The sequence below is a fragment of the Phycicoccus mangrovi genome (assembly GCF_018729305.1).
Lineage (GTDB): Bacteria > Actinomycetota > Actinomycetes > Actinomycetales > Dermatophilaceae > Phycicoccus > Phycicoccus jejuensis.
Map to the genome: position 1 here is coordinate 134,587 of NZ_JAHHWP010000008.1, position 18,333 is coordinate 152,919.

Annotated in this window: 22 protein-coding genes; 11 read left to right on the forward strand and 11 right to left on the reverse strand. The window is 74.3% G+C overall.

Annotated features, from left to right (window positions below; all coding sequences use genetic code 11):
• Nucleotides 1-192: 192 nt before the first annotated feature.
• The gene (locus tag KMZ30_RS05455; RefSeq protein WP_215512340.1) at nucleotides 193-465 is read right to left on the reverse strand and encodes a DUF7218 family protein; all 273 of its coding nucleotides are present in this window, start codon (nucleotides 463-465) and stop codon (nucleotides 193-195) included.
• 145 nt (nucleotides 466-610) lie between these two features.
• Between KMZ30_RS05455 and gabT the strand changes: the two genes are divergently transcribed.
• Together gabT and KMZ30_RS05465 are read left to right on the forward strand one after the other, a co-directional pair.
• A complete protein-coding gene (gene gabT, locus KMZ30_RS05460; protein WP_207024276.1) occupies nucleotides 611-1,945 on the forward strand; it encodes a 4-aminobutyrate--2-oxoglutarate transaminase in 1,335 nt (444 codons plus the stop codon).
• Nucleotides 1,946-1,947: 2 nt separating this feature from the next.
• Nucleotides 1,948-2,751 carry an SDR family NAD(P)-dependent oxidoreductase gene (locus tag KMZ30_RS05465; RefSeq protein WP_308279652.1) on the forward strand — a complete coding sequence of 268 codons (804 nt, stop codon included), beginning with the start codon at nucleotides 1,948-1,950 and terminating at the stop codon, nucleotides 2,749-2,751.
• A 99-nt stretch (nucleotides 2,752-2,850) separates the two neighbouring features.
• Here the strand turns inward: KMZ30_RS05465 and KMZ30_RS05470 are convergent, their stop codons facing one another.
• On the reverse strand, nucleotides 2,851-3,219 hold the full coding sequence (locus tag KMZ30_RS05470) for a VOC family protein (protein WP_215512341.1): 369 nt from the start codon (nucleotides 3,217-3,219) through the stop codon (nucleotides 2,851-2,853).
• Between the two features lie 63 nt (nucleotides 3,220-3,282).
• On the opposite strand from KMZ30_RS05470, the gene KMZ30_RS05475 reads away from it, so the two are divergent.
• On the forward strand, nucleotides 3,283-3,723 hold the full coding sequence (locus KMZ30_RS05475) for a MarR family winged helix-turn-helix transcriptional regulator (RefSeq protein ID WP_215512342.1): 441 nt from the start codon (nucleotides 3,283-3,285) through the stop codon (nucleotides 3,721-3,723).
• Between the two features lie 226 nt (nucleotides 3,724-3,949).
• Nucleotides 3,950-5,296, forward strand: a complete 1,347-nt coding sequence (locus tag KMZ30_RS05480) for an MFS transporter (RefSeq protein ID WP_215512343.1) — start codon at nucleotides 3,950-3,952, stop codon at nucleotides 5,294-5,296.
• Between the two features lie 155 nt (nucleotides 5,297-5,451).
• On the opposite strand, the gene KMZ30_RS05485 is transcribed toward KMZ30_RS05480, so the two are convergent.
• The 5 genes from KMZ30_RS05485 to KMZ30_RS05505 all read right to left on the reverse strand — a co-directional run bounded on the left by KMZ30_RS05485 (nucleotide 5,452) and on the right by KMZ30_RS05505 (nucleotide 9,311).
• Nucleotides 5,452-5,973, reverse strand: coding sequence for a DUF8738 domain-containing protein (locus KMZ30_RS05485; protein ID WP_215512344.1), 522 nt, complete (start codon nucleotides 5,971-5,973; stop codon nucleotides 5,452-5,454).
• A gap of 63 nt (nucleotides 5,974-6,036) precedes the next feature.
• Nucleotides 6,037-7,191, reverse strand: coding sequence for an acyl-CoA dehydrogenase family protein (locus tag KMZ30_RS05490; RefSeq protein WP_215512345.1), 1,155 nt, complete (start codon nucleotides 7,189-7,191; stop codon nucleotides 6,037-6,039).
• Nucleotides 7,192-7,255: 64 nt separating this feature from the next.
• On the reverse strand, nucleotides 7,256-8,101 hold the full coding sequence (locus KMZ30_RS05495) for an SGNH/GDSL hydrolase family protein (protein ID WP_308279654.1): 846 nt from the start codon (nucleotides 8,099-8,101) through the stop codon (nucleotides 7,256-7,258).
• Nucleotides 8,098-8,802, reverse strand: a complete 705-nt coding sequence (locus tag KMZ30_RS05500) for a uracil-DNA glycosylase (RefSeq protein ID WP_215512346.1) — start codon at nucleotides 8,800-8,802, stop codon at nucleotides 8,098-8,100. The genes KMZ30_RS05495 and KMZ30_RS05500 overlap by 4 nt, the downstream gene beginning before the upstream one ends.
• 164 nt (nucleotides 8,803-8,966) lie before the next feature.
• Complete coding sequence (locus tag KMZ30_RS05505) at nucleotides 8,967-9,311, reverse strand: ArsR/SmtB family transcription factor (RefSeq protein ID WP_372447507.1); 345 nt, start codon at nucleotides 9,309-9,311, stop codon at nucleotides 8,967-8,969.
• Nucleotides 9,312-9,422: 111 nt separating this feature from the next.
• Between KMZ30_RS05505 and KMZ30_RS05510 the strand changes: the two genes are divergently transcribed.
• The 6 genes from KMZ30_RS05510 (at nucleotide 9,423) to KMZ30_RS05535 (ending at nucleotide 14,060) form a co-directional block, all read left to right on the forward strand.
• Nucleotides 9,423-9,899 (forward strand): ArsI/CadI family heavy metal resistance metalloenzyme, encoded by a 477-nt coding sequence (locus KMZ30_RS05510; RefSeq protein ID WP_215512348.1) that lies wholly within the window; start codon nucleotides 9,423-9,425, stop codon nucleotides 9,897-9,899.
• The gene (gene arsB / locus KMZ30_RS05515; RefSeq protein ID WP_215512349.1) at nucleotides 9,896-10,969 is read left to right on the forward strand and encodes an ACR3 family arsenite efflux transporter; all 1,074 of its coding nucleotides are present in this window, start codon (nucleotides 9,896-9,898) and stop codon (nucleotides 10,967-10,969) included. Before KMZ30_RS05510 ends, arsB begins: the two co-directional genes overlap by 4 nt.
• Nucleotides 10,962-11,384 (forward strand): arsenate reductase ArsC, encoded by a 423-nt coding sequence (locus KMZ30_RS05520; RefSeq protein ID WP_215512350.1) that lies wholly within the window; start codon nucleotides 10,962-10,964, stop codon nucleotides 11,382-11,384. Before arsB ends, KMZ30_RS05520 begins: the two co-directional genes overlap by 8 nt.
• Before the next feature lie 159 nt (nucleotides 11,385-11,543).
• The gene (locus tag KMZ30_RS05525) at nucleotides 11,544-12,206 is read left to right on the forward strand and encodes an HAD family hydrolase (RefSeq protein ID WP_215512351.1); all 663 of its coding nucleotides are present in this window, start codon (nucleotides 11,544-11,546) and stop codon (nucleotides 12,204-12,206) included.
• A 10-nt stretch (nucleotides 12,207-12,216) separates the two neighbouring features.
• Nucleotides 12,217-13,584 (forward strand): pyridoxal phosphate-dependent decarboxylase family protein, encoded by a 1,368-nt coding sequence (locus tag KMZ30_RS05530; RefSeq protein ID WP_308279655.1) that lies wholly within the window; start codon nucleotides 12,217-12,219, stop codon nucleotides 13,582-13,584.
• Nucleotides 13,585-13,766: 182 nt separating this feature from the next.
• Nucleotides 13,767-14,060 carry a DUF3263 domain-containing protein gene (locus KMZ30_RS05535; protein ID WP_207024256.1) on the forward strand — a complete coding sequence of 98 codons (294 nt, stop codon included), beginning with the start codon at nucleotides 13,767-13,769 and terminating at the stop codon, nucleotides 14,058-14,060.
• Nucleotides 14,061-14,257: 197 nt separating this feature from the next.
• Here the strand turns inward: KMZ30_RS05535 and KMZ30_RS05540 are convergent, their stop codons facing one another.
• Genes KMZ30_RS05540 through KMZ30_RS05550 form a run of 3 tightly spaced genes read right to left on the reverse strand, consistent with a single transcriptional unit; the run spans nucleotide 14,258 to nucleotide 16,404 of the window.
• Entirely contained in the window at nucleotides 14,258-14,848 is a 591-nt protein-coding gene (locus KMZ30_RS05540) for a DUF3349 domain-containing protein (RefSeq protein ID WP_215512352.1), read from the reverse strand.
• 8 nt (nucleotides 14,849-14,856) lie between these two features.
• Nucleotides 14,857-15,153 (reverse strand): hypothetical protein, encoded by a 297-nt coding sequence (locus KMZ30_RS05545; RefSeq protein WP_215512353.1) that lies wholly within the window; start codon nucleotides 15,151-15,153, stop codon nucleotides 14,857-14,859.
• Nucleotides 15,154-15,171: 18 nt separating this feature from the next.
• A complete protein-coding gene (locus tag KMZ30_RS05550) occupies nucleotides 15,172-16,404 on the reverse strand; it encodes an inorganic phosphate transporter (RefSeq protein ID WP_215512354.1) in 1,233 nt (410 codons plus the stop codon).
• Nucleotides 16,405-16,547: 143 nt separating this feature from the next.
• Between KMZ30_RS05550 and KMZ30_RS05555 the strand changes: the two genes are divergently transcribed.
• Nucleotides 16,548-17,015: a hypothetical protein gene (locus KMZ30_RS05555; protein ID WP_215512355.1), complete on the forward strand. Its 468-nt coding sequence runs from the start codon at nucleotides 16,548-16,550 to the stop codon at nucleotides 17,013-17,015.
• Between the two features lie 21 nt (nucleotides 17,016-17,036).
• Here KMZ30_RS05555 and KMZ30_RS05560 read toward each other — a convergent pair whose 3' ends face one another.
• The gene (locus KMZ30_RS05560) at nucleotides 17,037-18,299 is read right to left on the reverse strand and encodes a M48 family metallopeptidase (RefSeq protein WP_215512356.1); all 1,263 of its coding nucleotides are present in this window, start codon (nucleotides 18,297-18,299) and stop codon (nucleotides 17,037-17,039) included.
• Nucleotides 18,300-18,333 lie beyond the last annotated feature (34 nt).

Below are 18,333 nucleotides of genomic sequence, written 5' to 3' on the forward strand. Positions count from 1 at the left end.
TGCGGGACCCTACCCCTCGCGTGTCATCGGAGGCTCCGGACGTCAGGTACAGTACTCGGGTCCGGTCGGCCGAGAGGCGCTCCGGACCTCGGACCGGCGTCCGGGAGCTGCGAACCCCCTGCACGCAGCTCCCGGGCGTCTTCCGTTGTGGCGGAATTCTTTTCGTCAGTCGTGGAGTGGCTGCCCGGCGGGTCAGTGGTCGCGCAGCGCCTCGATGAGCTCGTCCTTGGACATCGACGAGCGACCCTCGACCTCGAGCTCCCGGGCGCGCTCCTGGAGCTCCTCCTTCGTCCACTCCTCGTAGGCCGGGGAGGAGCCCCCCTTGTGCCCCACGGCGGAGCGCGAGGTGTTGGCGGCGGCGTTGGCGATGCGCGCCGACTTCTCCTTGCTGTTGCCCTCGTCCCGCAGCTTCTCGTAGAGCTCGGGGTCCTTGACCGAGGGTCCGGGGTCCTTGCGTGCGGGCACGGCCGCCTCCTTCGTCGGTGGTCCGTCGTTCCTACCCCCTCCCGGCCCCGGTCACGCTCCCGGCGCGGAACCGCCCCTCGCGCGCCCCGTGGGACGACGGATTCCGCGGGTTTCGGCAGCGATTTCGCGCGGTTAGGATGCCGCCATGATCGAGCAGCAGCGGATCCTCGCGACCGCCATCCCCGGCCCGCGCTCCCAGGAGCTCCAGGCGCGCAAGACGGCCGCGGTCGCCTCCGGCGTCGGCACCGGCCTGCCGGTCTACGTGACGGACGGCGCGGGCGGCATCATCCGCGACGTCGACGGCAACCAGCTCATCGACCTCGGCTCCGGCATCGCCGTGACGACCGTCGGCAACGGCAACCAGCGGGTCGTCGACGCCGTGACCGAGCAGATCGCCCGGTTCACGCACACCTGCTTCATGGTGACGCCGTACCAGCCCTACCTCGAGGTCTGCGAGAAGCTCAACGCGCTGACCCCCGGTGACCACGAGAAGCGCTCGGCCCTGTTCAACTCCGGCGCCGAGGCCGTCGAGAACGCCGTGAAGATCGCCCGGCACGCCACCGGCCGCCAGGCCGTCGTCGTCTTCGAGCACGGCTACCACGGCCGGACCAACCTGACGATGGGCATGACCGCGAAGAACATGCCCTACAAGCACCGCTTCGGCCCGTTCGCGCCCGAGGTCTACCGCGTGCCGATGGCCTACCCGTACCGGTGGGCCGGCGGCCCCGAGCGCTGCGCCGAGGAGGCGCTGCGCACGGTGACCGACATGATCCACGCGCAGGTCGGCGAGGAGAACACCGCCGCCGTCGTCATCGAGCCGATCCAGGGCGAGGGTGGCTTCATCGTCCCGCCGGAGGGCTTCCTGCCGGGCCTGGCCGAGTACTGCCGCGAGCACGGCATCGTCTTCGTCGCCGACGAGGTGCAGTCCGGGTTCTGCCGTACCGGCGACTGGTTCGCCAGCGACCACGAGGGCGTCGTCCCCGACCTCATCACGACGGCGAAGGGCATCGCCGGCGGCATGCCGCTCGCGGCGGTCACCGGCCGCGCCGACCTCATGGATGCCGTCCACGGCGGCGGCCTCGGCGGCACCTACGGGGGCAACCCGGTCGCCTGCGCGGCGGCGCTCGCGAGCATCGAGTCGATGGAGGTCGACGACCTCGCCGGCCGGGCGCGCAGCATCGGCAAGATCCTCGGCGACCGGCTCGGCTCGCTCGCCGAGAAGCACCCCGAAATCGGCGACGTCCGCGGCCGCGGCGCGATGATGGCGATGGAGCTCGTCACCGACCCCGCCACGAAGGAGCCCGCGGCCGCCCTCGCCGCCGCCGTCAACAAGGGCTGCCACGAGCGCGGCGTCGTCACGCTGACCTGCGGCACCTACGGCAACGTCTTCCGCTTCCTGCCGCCGCTATCGATCGGCGACGACCTGCTCCACGAGGCGATGGACGTCTTGGAGGAGTCGATGGGCGCGGCGCTGGCCTGAGCGTGGCCATCCCTCTGCCCGCCGCGTTCGACCTCTCCGGGCGCACGGCGCTCGTCACCGGTGCCGGCTCGTCGACCGGCATCGGGATGGCGTGCGCGCGCCTGCTCGCCGAGTGCGGCGCCCGGGTCGTCGTCGGTGCCACCACCGACCGGGCGCACGAGCGGGCCGCCGAGCTGCGGGCCGAGGGCCACGACGCGGCCGGGGTCGTGGCCGACCTCACGACGCCGGACGGCGCCGGGCTGGCCGTCGCCGCCGCGCTGGAGCTCGGCGGCGGGCTCGACGTGCTCGTCAACAACGCCGGGATGGTCTCGGTGGCCTCCGGCGGCGACTACCTCGGCGGCGACCTCGAGGGCACGCCGCCCGACCGGTGGTCGGCCTCGATCGCGCGCAACCTCGACACCGCCTACCTCGTGACGCGGGCCGCCCTGCCGCACCTGCGCCGCAGCGGGTCGGGGCGCGTCGTCATGGTGTCGTCGACCGCCGGGCCGGTCATGGCGCTGCGCTCGGACGTCGCCTACGCCGCGGCCAAGGCCGGGGTCGTCGGGCTGGCGCGGGCCGTGGCCGTCGACGAGGCCGTGCACGGCGTCACGGCCAACGCCGTCGCGCCGGGGTGGATCGCCACGGGGTCGCAGACCCCGTCCGAGGAGCGCGAGGGGCACCTCGTGCCCGCCGGTCGCTCGGGGACGGCGCAGGAGGTGGCGGCGGCGGTCGCGTTCCTCGCGAGCCCGGGTGCGGCCTACGTCACCGGTCAGCTGCTCGTCGTGGACGGCGGCAACGGGGTGGCCGAGGAGCGCCTGCCCCGCTGAGCGACGTCGTGCCGGGCGCCGCCGGGGTTCCTGCCGGGTGCGCACGCAGCTGCCGGCGCATCCGGCAAGAACCCCGGCGCCGTCGGTGGACGACGGGCGTCAGGCGCGGTCGTGGAGCGTCACGTGGTAGCCGTCCGGGTCCGCGAAGGTGAACGTGCGCCCGAACGGTCCGTCGACGGGCGCGGCCACGACGGGGTGACCGTCCGCGACGAGCGCGTCGTGGATGTCCTGGACGTCGGTGGCGTGCAGCCACACCGCCGTGCCCACGCCCGGGCGCTGGCCCGCCGCGAGGTCGGTGCCCGGCACGACGTCGCGCAGCGCGAACGCGATCGGCCGGGTCTCGAAGACGACCGCGTGCGGCGGACCGGCGGGGGAGGGGACGAGGCCGAGGTAGGTCTCGTAGAACGCCTGCGAGGCGTCGAGGTCGCGGACCTGGAGCGAGACGAAGTCGGGGCCGGTGACGGACATGGGTTCCTCCTGCGGTTTAGTGTCAGTTTTCTGACACGTCGCACTGTATGTCAGACTTCTGACATGAGTCCAGAGCGCGACGGCGTCGACCTCGACACCTCGGTCGGGTACCTGCTCAAGGTGGCCTCGAGCGCCCTGCGCGCCGCGATGGAGCAGGCGCTGCGGCCGCTCGGGATGACGGTCACCCACTACTCGACGCTCGAGCTGCTCGCCCAGCGCCCGGGCCTGTCCGGCGCCGAGCTCGCTCGCGGCACGTTCGTCACGCGGCAGTCGATGCACGTCCTGCTGCAGTCGCTCGAGGAGCTGGGGCACGTCAGGCGGCCGCAGGAGGCCGAGATCGGGAGGACGCTGCCGGCGACCCTCACGCCGCTGGGGCGCCGGCGCCTCGCCCTGGCGAGCGCCGCCGTCCGGGAGGTCGAGCGGACGATGCTCGGCGGACTCTCCGAGAGCGAGCGGGCGGAGACGTTGCGCCTCCTGCGCTCGATGGCCGACGCCCTGCGCTGACCCCGCACGTGCGGGCTTTTCGTGGTCGGGCGGGGGTTCGGACAGCGACAACCCCGCACGTGCGGGCTTTTCGTGGTCCGGCCCACGTTCTGACGGCGACAACCCGGCACGTGCGGGATTTTCGTGGTCGGGGAGGGCTTCCGACAGCGACAACCCCGCACGTGCGGGCTCTCCGCGGACCGGTAGGGCGGTCGGGAGGAGGCGCCGGCGCTCGTAGAATCGGCGGGTGACCCGCCCCGTCCTGCGCCAGGTGCACACGATCGGCAAGCGGCGGGCCTGGGCGATCTGGGTCGTCGGCCTGTCGGTGTACGTGCTCGCGGTCTTCCACCGCACCTCGCTCGGCGTCGCCGGCCTGCTCGCGGCCGAGCGCTTCGACATCTCCGCGGCCCAGCTGTCGACCTTCACCGTCGTCCAGCTCGCGGTGTATGCGGCGATGCAGATCCCGGTCGGGGTGCTCCTGGACCGCTTCGGCTCCAAGAAGCTCATGCTCACCGGCCTGCTGCTCATGTCCGGCGGGCAGCTGTGGTTCGCGGTCGCCGGCTCCTTCGAGGTCGGCGTGGCCGCGCGCGTCATGCTCGGCGCGGGCGACGCGATGGTCTTCACGTCCCTGCTGCGCCTCGTCGCCGTGTGGTTCCGCGTCAAGCAGGCGCCGTTCGTCACCCAGCTGACCGGCATGATCGGCCAGCTCGGGGCCGTCGCCGCCGCCACCCCGCTCGCCGCGGCCCTGGCCACCTTCGGGTGGACGAGGTCGTTCGCGACCGCCGGCGGCGTCGGGCTCCTGCTGTCCGTCGGCCTCCTCGCCGTCGTCAAGGACTCGCCCTACCGGGGCGAGGCGGTCGAGAAGATCAAGGTCCGCGCGCTCGCGAAGACCCTCGCCGAGGTCTGGGGCAACCCCGGGACGCGCCTCGGCCTCTGGGTGCACTTCTCGTCGCAGTTCGGCGCGACGGTCTTCACGATGCTCTGGGGCTTCCCCTTCCTCGTCGCCGAGGGGATGACCCAGCAGGCCGCCTCCCTCGTCCTCGTCGCGATGACGGTCACCGCGATGGCCGCCGGGCCGGTCGTCGCCGCCTTCACCGCCCGGATGCCCTACCGCCGCTCACAGCTCGTGCTCGGCATCGTCGGCGTCATCGCCACGACCTGGGCCGTCGTCCTGCTCTGGCCGGGGCCGGCGCCCACGTGGCTGCTCTACGTCCTCGCGGTCGTCACCGCCTTCGGCGGCCCGGGGTCGATGGTGGGCTTCGACCTCGCCCGGACCTTCCACCCGTCCTCGCGGCTCGGTCGCGCGACCGGTGTCGTCAACATCGGCGGGTTCACGGCGTCGCTGCTGGCCATCGCTCTCATCGGCGTCGTCCTCGACCACCTCGCGCCGGGTGGCCCGGAGGACTACACGCTCGACGACTTCCGCATCGCGATGTCGGTGCAGTTCCTCTTCTGGGGGCTCGGCGCCGTGCAGCTCGTCCGCTACCGGCGGCGCAGCCTGCGGCACATCGAGGAGGTCAACCCCGTCGCGCTCGACCGGCTGCGCGAGGGCGAGACCCTGCTGCCCGGCATCTCGCGCGACCTCGACGGCTGAGCCCTCCGACGGCCGACGCCCGCCGCTCGTTCGACGGTCACGCGCCCGCCGCGTGTCGGACCCACCACGGACACCGGCGCCTGCCTACCGTTGACCACGGACCGGGCCACGTATGAGATGGCCCGGTCCGCCCGCGTCCGGGGGAGGTGGCGGCGTCAGCCCGCCGTGCGGGGGCTGTAGGTGCCGCTGGGGGTGGCGCAGTAGGTGAAGGAGCCGCCCTGGCGGGCGTGGTACTCCATCGTGCGCTGGTCGACGCGCAGGAGCAGGAGCTCGCCCTCGACCGTCATCTGCGTGTAGGCCATGCCCTTCTGCGGGCAGCCGAGCGAGCCGTCGGCCCACGTGACCGGCATGTAGCCACCGATGCGCACGTCGCCCGCGACGATGCCGGCGCGGCCGGCTGCGTCCTGCATCGCGGCCTTGACCTCGGGCCGGTCGGCGAGCCCGGCGGGGACCTCACCGTCCGCGGGCGGCGGGACGGTCGGCCCGCTCGACGGGTCGGGGCCGCTGGGGCTCGTCGTCGGGTCGGGGGAGGGCGTGGTCGCCGGGGGCGGGGTGGTGGCGCCGGTGGTGCTGCCCGTCGCGGAGGGGGTGGTGTCCCCTCCGGGGGCGGTGGCGCTGCCGCAGGCGGCGAGCAGGGTGGCGGTCAGGGCCGCGGTGACGACGAGGGGGAGGCGCACGAGGGTTCCTTCCGGTGGAGGTCCAGAGGTGGGACGCGCCGGGCGGGCGACGGGTTCCGCCGCTCAGCGCAGGACGTGCCGGCCGATGACGAGCCGCTGGATCTGGTTGGTGCCCTCGAAGATCTGGGTCACCTTGGCCTCGCGCATGAACCGCTCGGCCGGGAAGTCCTGGGTGTAGCCGGCGCCGCCGAGCACCTGGACGGCGTCGGTCGTCACCCTCATCGCCGCGTCGGTGGCGACCAGCTTGGCGACGGCGGCCTCCTTGCTGAAGGCGCGCCCGGCGTCCTTGAGGCGGGCCGCGTGCAGGTAGGTCGCGCGGGCGCTCGTCACCGCGGCCTCCATGTCGGCGAGGAGGAACGACAGACCCTGGAACTCGCCGATGGCGCGTCCGAACTGCTTGCGCTCCTTGGCGTACGACGCGGCGAGGTCCAGCGCGCCCTGTGCGAGACCGGTGCTCGCGGCGGCGATGCCCAACCGGCCTGCGTCGAGGGCGGACAGCGCGATGGCCATCCCCTGGCCCTCGTCACCGATGCGCCGGTCGGCCGCGACGCGGACGTCGTCGAACATCACCTCGCGGACGGTGTCGCAGTGCAGGCCCATCTTCTTCTCCGGCGTGCCGAACGACAGGCCCTCGGCGTCGGCCGGTACGACGAAGCACGACAGGCCGCGGCCGCCGTCGTCGGAGGTGCGGGCGAAGGTCGTGTAGTAGTCGGCGTGCCCGGCGTGGCTGATCCACGCCTTGCGGCCGCGCAGGACGTAGGAGTCGCCGTCGCGCGTCGCGCGGGTCGTCATCGACGCGATGTCGGAGCCGGCGAGCGGCTCCGAGAGGCAGTAGGCGCCGAGCTGCGACCCCGAGAGCATCCCCGGCAGCAGGGCGGCCTGCTGCTCCGCCGTGCCGAACGCGGTGACCGGGTAGGCCGTCAGCGAGTGGACCGAGACGCCGACGGCGACGCTCATCCAGGCGCTCGCGACCTCCTCGACGACCTGGAGGTAGACCTCGTACGGCTGCCCGTAGCCGCCGTGCTCCTCGGGGTGGGGGAGCGAGAGCAGCCCCGCCTCGCCGAGCGTGCGGAAGACCTCGGTCGGGAACTGCTCGCCGGTGGCGGCGGCGCGCTCGGCCTCGTCGACCTGCGGTCGCAGGGTCTTGTCGCAGATCTCGCGGGTCAGGTCGATGAGGTCCTGACCCTCCTCGGTCGGCATCAGCCTCGTCGCAGCCATTCCCCGAGGGTAACGAGGTGGTTGGACGTCCAACAAAACCCGGGACGGACCGACCGCCCCGCCGTCAGAGGACCGGCGGCCGGTGCGGGGCCGGGGCCTCGTCCGGGTCGCGGAAGCGGAGCAGCTCCGGGCGCTTGGCACTGCGGGCGTCGCCGGACGACGTGCCGCGCACACGGCGCTCGACCCACGGGGCGGCGTGCGTGCGCACCCACTCGGCGTGCTGGCGCAGCTCGTCGGAGCGCGAGGTCCGGTCGGCGGGCGGCAGGGGGGTGGTCCAGTCGGCGGTGTCGGTCTCGTGGCCGAGCGCCGTGAGGGCGGCCAGCGCGACGCGGCGGTGGCCCTCGGTCGTCAGGTGGATGCGGTCCTCCGACCACATCCGCCAGTCGCGCAGCGCCCGGATCCCCCAGAGGTTGAGGACGTGGCAGCCGTGGTCCTGCGCGATCGTGAAGATGTTCGCGGCGTGGACGGCGTGCCGGCCCCGCAGGGCGCGGAAGAGGCCGGCGTCGCGGGTGTCGGTGGGCGTGGCGAGCAGGACGTCGGCACCGGCGGCGCGCAGGCGCACGACGGCGTCCTCGAGGCGGGAGGCGAGGTCGTCGAGGTCGACGCTGGGGCGCAGCAGGTCGTTGCCGCCGCCGACCATCGAGACGAGGTCGGGGGACATCCGCAGGGCGGCGTCGAGCTGCGGGCCGACGACGTCCGAGAGCGTGCGCCCGCGCACCGCGAGGTTGGCGTACCCGAAGGGCAGGTGCTCGGCCTCGGCGACGTCGTCGAGGGCGTGCGCGAGCCGGTCGGCCCAGCCGACGAAGGCGTCGGGGCGGTCGGGGTCGGGGTCCGACATCCCTTCCGTGAAGGAGTCGCCGATGGCGACGTAGCGGGTCCAGACCCGGCGCTCTGCGGGGTGGGTGGTCACGTGAGCCTCCAGTCGACCGGCGCGGCGCCGGCCTCGGTGAGCAGGGCGTTGGCGCGCGAGAACGGGCGCGAGCCGAAGAACCCGCCGTGCGCCGACAGCGGGCTCGGGTGGGCGGACTCCAGGCAGGGGATGTCCGCACCGGTCAGGTGCGGCGCGAGCGAGCGGGCGTCGCGGCCCCAGAGGATCGCGACGAGGGGTCCGCCGCGCTCGGTCAGCGCCTCGATGGCCCGGCCGGTCACCTCCTCCCAGCCGCGTCCGCGGTGGCTGGCCGGCTTGCCGGGGGTCACGGTGAGGACGCGGTTGAGGAGGAGGACGCCCTGGTCGGCCCACGGCGTGAGGTCGCCGGTCTCGGGGCGGGGCAGGCCGAGGTCGGTCTCCATCTCCTTGTAGATGTTGACGAGGCTCTTGGGCACGGGGCGCACGTCGGGTTCGACGGAGAACGACAGGCCCATCGCGTGCCCGGGCGTCGGGTAGGGGTCCTGGCCGACGACGAGGACGCGGACGGCGTCGAGCGGCTGCTGGAAGGCGCGCAGGACGTGCGGCCCGCCGGGCAGGTAGCCGCGGCCCGCGGCGACCTCGGTCCGGAGGAACTCGCCGAGCCGCGCGACGGTGTCCTCGACCGGGGCCAGCGCCCGCGCCCACGAGGGGTGGACCAGCTCGTGCAGCGGCCGGGCGGGGCTCGGGGAGGGCGCGGAGGACATCGGCCCCACGCTAGTACGCGCCGGTCCGCGGCCCGCCGGGAGCACCCGGCCGCCCCCCCGCGCCGGCCTTTCCCCACTGATTGCGAGTTCCGCCGCTCGACACGCCCTCGGACGGCGCGTCGAGCGGCGGAACTCGCAAGAAGTCGGGTGGTGGTGAGGGTGGGTCAGGCGAGGATGCCGCGGACCTCGGCGAGGCGTTCCGGCACGAGGCGGTACCAGGCCCACGAGCCGCGGCGCTCGCGCTCGAGCAGGCCGGCGTCGGTCAGCACCTTGAGGTGGTGCGACACCGTCGGCTGGGCGAGCCCCACGAGGTCGGTGAGGTCGCAGACGCACGCCTCGCCGGCCTCGGTCGCGCGGATGGCGCTGACCAGCCGCAGGCGCACGGGGTCGGCGACGGCCTTGAGCAGGCTCGCGCTGCGCTCGGCGTCCGCGCGCGACATGCCGCCGTCGACGCCGATGCCGCAGCAGGCGCCGGTGGCGCTCGTGAGGGGCAGCTCGCGGACCGGCACGGGGGACCTCCAAGATCGACGGACCCCTATATTGACACACGTCGATGCCATGGTCCACGCTGTCCCCATCGACGTCCGTCGATGCCAGCCCTCTCCCGGAAGGTGGCCCCCATGACCGCCGGCCCCGCCACGCCGCCCACCGGCCGCGTGCAGCTCGCCCTCAACGTCAGCGACCTCGAGGCGTCGGTCACGTTCTACTCGGCGATGTTCGGGGTGCCTCCGCACAAGCGTCGCCCGGGGTACGCCAACTTCGCCGTCGAGCAGCCGCCGCTCAAGCTCGTCCTCATCGAGACGACCGAGGCCACGCGCGGCACCGGCGCCGCCGGCGCGCTCAACCACCTCGGGGTCGAGGTCGGCTCGACCGACGAGGTCGCCGCGGCACGCGAGCGGTTCTCGGCCGCGGGGCTCGCGGCCTTCGACGAGGACGACACGACGTGCTGCTACGCCCTCCAGGACAAGGTGTGGGTCCACGACCCCGCCGGCGCCCCGTGGGAGGTCTACACCGTCAAGGACGAGAACCCGGTCGACGGTCGGCCCGCGACGGCCAGCCTCGAGGTGCTCGGCGCCGAGGGGGCCTGCTGCCCGTGACGGCCCCCACCGACGCCCCGGCCCCCGCCCCCGCGGGCGCCACCCGGCTGTCGACCCTCGACCGGCTGCTCCCGCTGTGGATCGGCCTCGCGATGGTCGCCGGGCTCCTGCTCGGGCGCCTCGTCCCCGGCCTCGGCGAGGGGTTGTCGGCCGTCGAGGTCGACGGCGTCTCGCTGCCGATCGCCCTCGGCCTGCTCGTCATGATGTACCCGGTGCTGGCCAAGGTCCGCTACGACCGGCTCGACACGGTGACCGGCGACCGGCGGATGCTCGTCGCGAGCCTCGTCCTCAACTGGGTGCTCGGCCCGGCGCTGATGTTCACGCTCGCGTGGCTGCTGCTGCCCGACCTGCCCGAGTACCGCACCGGGCTCGTGGTCGTCGGGCTCGCGCGCTGCATCGCGATGGTCGTCATCTGGAACGACCTCGCCTGCGGCGACCGCGAGGCCGCGGCCGTGCTCGTCGCGCTCAACTCGGTCTTCCAGGTGGTCGCGTTCGCCGGCCTCGGCTGGTTCTACCTGTCGGTGCTGCCGGGATGGCTCGGCCTCCAGCAGACCGCCCTCGACGTCTCGGCCTGGGACATCGCGCGGTCGGTGCTGGTCTTCCTCGGCATCCCGCTCGTGCTCGGCTACCTCTCCCGCCGGCTCGGCGAGCAGCGGTGGGGGAGAGTCACCTACGAGCGCTCGTTCCTGCCGCGCATCGGACCGTGGGCGCTGTACGGACTGCTCTTCACGATCGTCGTGCTGTTCGCACTGCAGGGCGAGCAGGTCACGAGCCGGCCGCTCGACGTCGTCCGCATCGCGCTGCCCCTCCTCGCCTACTTCGTCCTCATGTGGGGCGGCGGGTTCGTGCTGGGCAGGGGCCTCGGCCTCGGCTACGCGCGGACGACGACCCTCGCGTTCACCGCGGCCGGCAACAACTTCGAGCTGGCCATCGCCGTCGCGATCGCGACCTTCGGCGCGACCTCCGGGCAGGCGCTCGCGGGCGTCGTCGGCCCCCTCATCGAGGTGCCCGTGCTCGTCGGGCTCGTCTACGTCTCGCTCGCCCTCCGGAAGGGGTTCTCCCGTGGCTGACCGCCCGTCCGTCCTGTTCGTCTGCGTCCACAACGCCGGCCGCTCCCAGATGGCCGCCGCCTGGCTGCACCACCTGTCGGGCGGGGCCGTCGAGGTCCGCTCGGCGGGCAGCGCCCCCGGCGACGCCGTCAACCCGGTCGCCGTCGAGGCGATGCGCGAGGTCGGCATCGACATCGCCGCCGAGCGCCCGAAGGTCCTCACGCCCGAGGCGGTGCAGGCGTCCGACGTCGTCGTGACGATGGGCTGCGGCGACACCTGCCCGTTCTTCCCGGGCACGCGCTACGAGGACTGGGTGCTCGACGACCCGGCCGGCCAGGGCATCGGGATGGTGCGCGGCGTGCGGGACGAGATCCGGACGCGGGTGCTCGCGCTCCTCGACGAGCTCGGCGTCCCGGCCGCCGCTCCGTCCCACTGACTGCGAGTTCCGCCGCTCGACACGCCCGGAACGGCGCGTCGAGCGGTGGAACTCGCAAGAAGTCGGGAAGGGGGCTGCGGGAGGACGACTCTCGACGGCGTCGGCGGTCGGGGGTGGACCGCCGTCCGGCCCGCGACGCCGCCCCGTCAGACTGGACCGGTGACCGCGACCCCGCCCTGGCCGACCGTCCTCTTCGACCTCGACGGCACCCTCGCCGACACCATCCCGCTCATCGTCGCCTCCTACCAGCACGCCTTCCGGGCGGTGCTCGGCGAGGAGGTCGAGGAGACGCGGGCGCGCGCGTGGATCGGCCGGCCGCTGCTCGAGGCGCTGCTCGAGGAGAGCCCCGAGCACGGCCACGCCCTCGACGCGACCTACCGCGAGTGGAACCTCGCGAACACCGGCCGGCTCATCCGCCGCTACGACGGCGTCCCCGAGCTGCTCGAGGCCCTGCACGCGGCCGGCGTCACGACCGCCGTCGTCACCTCGAAGCGGCAGGAGACCGCCCGGCTCGCGCTCGAGGGCGTCGGCATCGACCACCTCGTCGAGGTCGTCGCCGGCCTCGAGGACACCGACCGGCACAAGCCCGCCCCCGACCCCCTGCTGCGCGGCGCGACCGTGCTCGGGGTCGACCCGGCACGCTGCGTCTACGTCGGCGACGCGACGGTCGACGTGCAGGCCGCGCAGGCCGCCGGGATGGACTCCGTCGCCGTCACGTGGGGCGCCGGGGACCGTGCGGCGCTGGCGGCCCAGGGCCCGACGGCGCTCGTCGACGAGGTCGCCGACCTGCGGGCGCTCCTGCTCGGGCGCCCGGCCTCCTAGACTCCGGCCCGTGCACCCCACCACCCCCTACTCCCCGAACGCCCACGAGGAGCTCGCGGCCCTCCTCGACGCCGTCACCGCGTACGCCGAGGAACGCATCCGGATGGAGCCGCCGCTGGACCGCGTGCGGACCCAGGAGGACCTCGACGCCGCGCTCGGCCGCACCGTCACCGCGGGCGGACTCGGCGGCCCCGAGGCGATGCGGATCTTCACCGACGAGCTCGCGCCCGCCTGCCTGTCGGTCGACCACCCGCGCTACCTCTCCTTCATCCCGTGCGCGCCGAGCGACGCCTCGGTCGTCTTCGACCTCGTCGTCGGCGCCTCGTCGATCTACGCCGGGTCGTGGCTCGAGGGGTCCGGGGCGGTGTGGGCCGAGAACCAGGCCCTGCGCTGGGTCGCCGACCTCGTCGGCATGCCCGAGGGCGCCGGTGGCGTGTTCGTGCCCGGCGGCACGATCGGCAACCTGTCGGCGCTCGTCGCCGCCCGCGCGACCGCCCGCCACCGCGCAGCGGCCGGGCAGCGCCCGTGGCGGGTGGCGGCCACCGCCGGGGCGCACAGCTCCATCGCGTCGGCGTGCGAGGTGATGGACGCCGAGCTCGTCGGGGTGCCGGCCGACGACGCCGGACGGCTCACCGGCTCCGCGCTGCGCCGCGTCATCGAGGAGCAGGGCCCGGAGACGTTCTTCGCGGTCGTCGCGACCGCCGGCACGACGAACTTCGGCATCGTCGACGACCTCGCGTCGGTCGCGGAGGTCTGCCGCGAGCACGGCATCTGGTTCCACGTCGACGGTGCCTACGGCGGCGCCGGGCTCGCCGCCCCGTCGGTGCGCGACCTCTACGCCGGCATCGAGCACTGCGACTCCTTCATCGTCGACCCGCACAAGTGGCTCTTCGCGCCCTTCGACTGCTGCGCGCTGCTGTACCGCGAGCCGGCGCTGGCCCGCGCGGCGCACACCCAGAAGGCCGGCTACCTCGACGTCCTCACCGAGGCGCCCGACTGGAACCCGACCGACTACTCGGTCGGGCTGACCCGCCGGGCGCGCGGCCTGCCGTTCTGGTTCTCCCTCGTCGTCAACGGCACGGACGCGTACACGGCCGCCGTCGAGCGGACCCTCGACGTCGCCCGCTACGCCGAGGCCGAGATCGCGCGCCGCCCGGAGCTCGAGCTCGTCCGCGAGCGCGACCTCTCGGTCGTCGTCTTCCGGCGCGTCGGCTGGTCGGCCGCCGACTACCAGGCGTGGTCGGACCGGATGCTCGCCGACGAGTTCGCGTTCGTCGTGCCGACGACGCACGACGGCGAGACCCTGGCCCGCTTCGCCGTCGTCAACCCGGCGACGACCGAGGACGACATCCGGGCCATCCTCGACACGATGGCCTGACCGGTCGGTCGGGTCGATCGGGTCCGCTGGGGGCCGTGGGTCACGTGTGACTCGTGAGTCGGCCCGCGTGGGAGGTGTCCAGCCGACACGCCGCGGGACGCGCCGAGCGGAATGACACGGGTGTCATTTCGCGGCTACAGTGAGGGCCGAAGCCACACGCGACGAAGGGTCGAGAACACACCGTGAGTGCCGCCTCCGAACAGGTCACCCCTGCCGTCAGCGCCTCGGACCTCTCCGAGCGCGACCGGGAGGTGCTCGCCTTCGAGCGGCAGTGGTGGAAGTACGCCGGCTCCAAGGAGACGGCCATCAAGGAGCTCTTCGACATGAGCTCGACGCGGTACTACCAGGTGCTCAACGGGCTCATCGACAACCCCGTGGCCCTCGCGCACGACCCGATGCTCGTCAAGCGCCTGCGGCGCCTGCGGGCCAGCCGCCAGCGCGCCCGCTCGGCCCGCCGCCTCGGCATGGAGCCCTGAGCCGGGAGGCCCCCAGAACCAGAGATGCCCGTCCGTGAGGGAAGCCGGACGGGCATCTCTGCTGTCCGGCCCCTCCCGCGCAGCGCCGTCCCACCCGGCAGCCGCCTCGTCCCACCCGTCGAGCGAACAGGACACGCCGCGTGCGCGGGGGCGCAGGCGGCGTGTTCTGTTCACTCGACGGGGTGAGGGCCCGGGCGTCAGGGGAGGTCGGGGTCGGGGAACTCGACCGGCCAGCCCTTCTTGGCCAGCTGGTCGCGGACCCGGCGCAGGTCCTTGTCGCTGGGGTCGGCGTGCGTGTACTCGGTGATGGCGGCGGCGATGTCCGACGGCCCGGCGGGGCTGACGTCGGCCCGGCGCAGCGCCTTGGCGACCTTCTTGACCTCGGAGCGGGTCAGGCGGCGCTCGAGGAGCGCGAGCAACGGGACGTAGTCGTGCTCCGGCACACCGCCGGGGTAGCCCTCGCGCAGCCAGTTGACGATGCGGGCGAGCGGGCTGCCCTCGCGCGGCGGGGCCTCGTCCTCCTCCTCGTCCATGCCACCGAGCGGCCAGCCGCCGAGGACGAGCTTGGCGCTGACCTGGCGGACCTGCTCGTCCTCGGGGACGAGGGCACGGACGGCCTTGCGCGAGAGCAGCTTCTCGACGGCCAGCTTGCGCAGGACGTCGTGCGCCGCGTGGGTGCCCAGCTGCTCCTGGAGGACCGCGCCGAGGGCGGCCGCCTCGGCATCCGGGACGCCGTCGGGGAAACCGGCCCGGATGTGGGCGATCACCGAGTGCGACAGCTGCGGCATGGCGGGACTCACTTCTTGTCGACGATGGTCGGGAACACGTGCTCGAAGCTCACGGCCTTCCCGAAGCCGCTCGCGACGATGAGCACGAGGCCGAGCACGACCCCGCCGACGATGATCGCGACGAGCAGCCCGGCGAGGACCCGTCCGAGCGGCGAGTACCGCACGCTACCGTCCGGGGCCTCGTCGGCGCCGACGACGAGCGCCCGCATGGCGAGGGCGTAGATCACGGGCAGGCCGGCCCCGAAGAGCAGGCCGACGACGAGGACGTTGCCGGCGCCCTCGAGGGCGAGCTGAATGCTGCGCATGGTGGTCCGTCCTCCCGGTCAGCGGGTCGGGGTCTTGGTGGGGGCGGGGGTGGTCGCGGCCGGGTCGCCGCCCGCGGCGCCCCACTCCTCGGTCACGTTGTGGGCCCCGACGTGCTCGCGCTTGGAGCGCAGGTACATGAACAGGGACGCCGCGCAGAGGATCGCGAAGACGAGCAGCGCACCGGGGGCCCCGCCGAGCGTGTGCCCGACCCACCACATGAGGGCGCCCATCCCGGCGGCGATGGGGAAGGTCAGCGCCCAGGCGACGACCATCCGGCCGGCGGTCGACCAGCGCACGTGCGTGCCGCGCCCGAGGCCGCCGCCGAGGACCGAGCCGGTCGCGACGTGGGTCGTCGAGAGGGCGAACCCGAGGTGGCTCGAGGCGAGGAGGACGGCCGCGGTGGCGCCGTCGCTCGAGAGGCCCTGGCGCGGCGTGATGTCGACCAGGCCCTTGCCGAGGGTGCGGATGATCCGCCAGCCGCCGATGTAGGTGCCGAGGGCGATGGCCGTCGCGGCGCTCACCTTGACCCAGATCGGGACGGCGTCGGTGCGGTCCCAGTGGCCGCTGGCGATGAGGGCGAGCGTCATGACGCCCATCGTCTTCTGGGCGTCGTTCGTGCCGTGCGCGAGGGAGACGAGGGACGCGCTGCCGATCTGGCCCCAGCGGAAGTAGCGCTCGTTGAGCCGGTGCATGACCGACGCCGTGATGCGGTGCACGAGCCAGCACCCGATGAACGCGACGACGAGCGCGACCGCGGGGGAGAGCAGCGAGGGCAGGAGGATCTTCCCGACGACGCCGTCGAGCTTGGTGCCGTCGCCGGTCCACTTGACGCCCGCGAGGCCCAGGCCCGCGGCGCCGGCGCCGGTCAGCCCGCCGAGGAGGGCGTGCGACGAGCTCGAGGGCAGCCCGAGCAGCCAGGTGAAGAGGTTCCAGACGATGCCGCCGACGAGGCCGGCGAGCACGATGAGCAGCAGCGCCTCACCGCCGTCGGTCAGGAGCTCGGGCCGGGGGGCCCCGCTCTTGTCCTGGATCTTGATGACGGCGTTCGACACGGTGAGGGCGACCTCGACGGAGAGGAAGGCGCCGACGAGGTTGAGCACCGCGCTGAGCCCGACCGCCACCTTGGGCGCGAGGGCCCCGGTGGAGATCGAGGCCGCCATCGCGTTGGCCGTGTCGTGGAAGCCGTTCGTGAAGTCGAAGGCCAGGGCCGTCACGATGACGAGCACGAGGATGAGGGTCGCTGCGTCCACGAGGCACCAGTGTGGGGCGGCAACCCTCGCTTCACCAAGACGGGGGCCGTCGTTCACCCGTTGTTCACCCGGGGTGCGGCGACTGCTGCGGCTCACGGGGCGTGTGGGGCGCGCCGCGGCGCACGCTTTGTCAGGATGGGGCGATGAACGACCTGGACTGGAGCACCCCGGACGGCCTCGCCGCGATCCGCGCGCACCTCGTCGAGCGCATCGACGGATGGCAGGAGCCGGCCGCCCACGCGGTGGGGCTGTCACCGGCCTCCTCGACGCCGGACTGGCTCTTCCCGCACGTCACGGCGGCGCCCGGCGGCCGGCCCGCCCTCGCGACGGTCGTCCTCGCGACGGTGCTCGGCCACGACGGCTCGACCGCCACCCTGCCCCTGTCGCGCTCGGACCTGGCGGCCGCCGTCGAGTCGCTCGAGCCGGCCGAGGCGTGCACGGACCTCCCGCACCCCAACCTCGCCGCCTGGCGCGAGGTGCTCGCCGAGCTCGACGGCAACCCGGCCCGCGAGGCGGTGGCCGTCTTCGTCGCCGACCTCGAGGACCCGGTGGCCTCGGAGGCCGACGCCTCGCTGCGCGTCCACCTCGACGGGGCCGACCCCGCACTCTGACCCCGGAGCGGCCCGGGCCGCTCAGAACCGGCCGTGGACGAGCTCCTCGGCGAAGCGGCGGGTCAACGGCTCGCGCAGGCGTCGCAGCTCGGTGTCGGTGCGCTCGAGGAGCGCGGTGTCGAGCGCCGTCGGCGCCGCGTCGGGCATCCGCGCGACGAGGTCGAGCCGCAGGGCCGTCGGTGGGTGGGTGTCGTCGACCCGGTGGTGCGTGAGGACGCTCCCGCGACGGCGACGCTCGAGCTCGCGGGTCGTGGGCCGCGGCGCGGCCTCGAGGGCCGGCCAGGGGTCGGCGCGCGTGCGGGCCGCCACCTGGGCCGCCGTGAGACCTCGCGGGGTCCCGAGGAGGGAGACGAGCCCGCCGGCCACCGCGCGGGGACCGGCGGCGCGGGCCGCGAGCCGGTCGGCGACGTACTCGGCGTGCTGGGACCAGGCCGCGTCGAGGCGGCCGAGGAGGACCACGAGCCCGATCACCGGGGCGGCGAGGACGCGCTGGACGACGCCGCCGAGCGCGCTCGACGCGCTGACGAGGAGGCTGTCGTGATCACCCGTGTCCCCGGGCCACAGGACGGTGGCCGCCCGCCCGAGCACCGAGAGCGCGGCCCCGACGACCCGGCCGGCGGCCGTGTCGTGCGAGCGGAGGTGACCGAGCTCGTGCGCCAGCACGCCGACGCGCTCGTCCGGGTCGAGCGCGGCCCAGAGCGGCAGGCCGAGGACGAGGGCCTGGCGGCGGCCCCAGCCGAGCGAGATGACGTACGCGTTCCAGTCGGTCTCGAGCCCGAGGACGGCCGGGGGCCGCACACCGACCTCGTCGGCCAGCCGGTGCACGAGCGCGTGGAGGGCCGGCGCCTCGTCGGCGGTGACGACGACCACCTTGGGGTCCAGGCGGGTGGGGCGGGGGAGGAGCTCCCACGCGAGGAGCGTGAGGAACGCCAGCACGCCGACGCGCCACCACCCCGTGAGCGACAGCGCCCATCCGACGAGTGCGGCGACGAGGACGGCCGCGACGACGAGCACGCCGACCGACAGGACGAGCGCGGCCCGGCGGCTGGGGGCCGCGCGCACCGAGCCGGGGTCGGCGGCCAGCCGGCCGTGCAGCTGCTCGGCCGCCCGTCGCAGCGGCCGCTCCAGACGACGCGCGAGCAGCCCGACCGGCGGGGCGCCCTCGGCCGCCACGCCCCAGTCGCACGCCGGGCACCAGCGCGGCATCGCCGGCTCCACCTCGAGCGGCGTCGCGCACCGCGGGCAGGCGCGGTCGGTCGTGGTCGCGTGCGTCCCCTCCGTCACCGCCCGATCGTGGCACGGGCGCGGACCCGGCGGG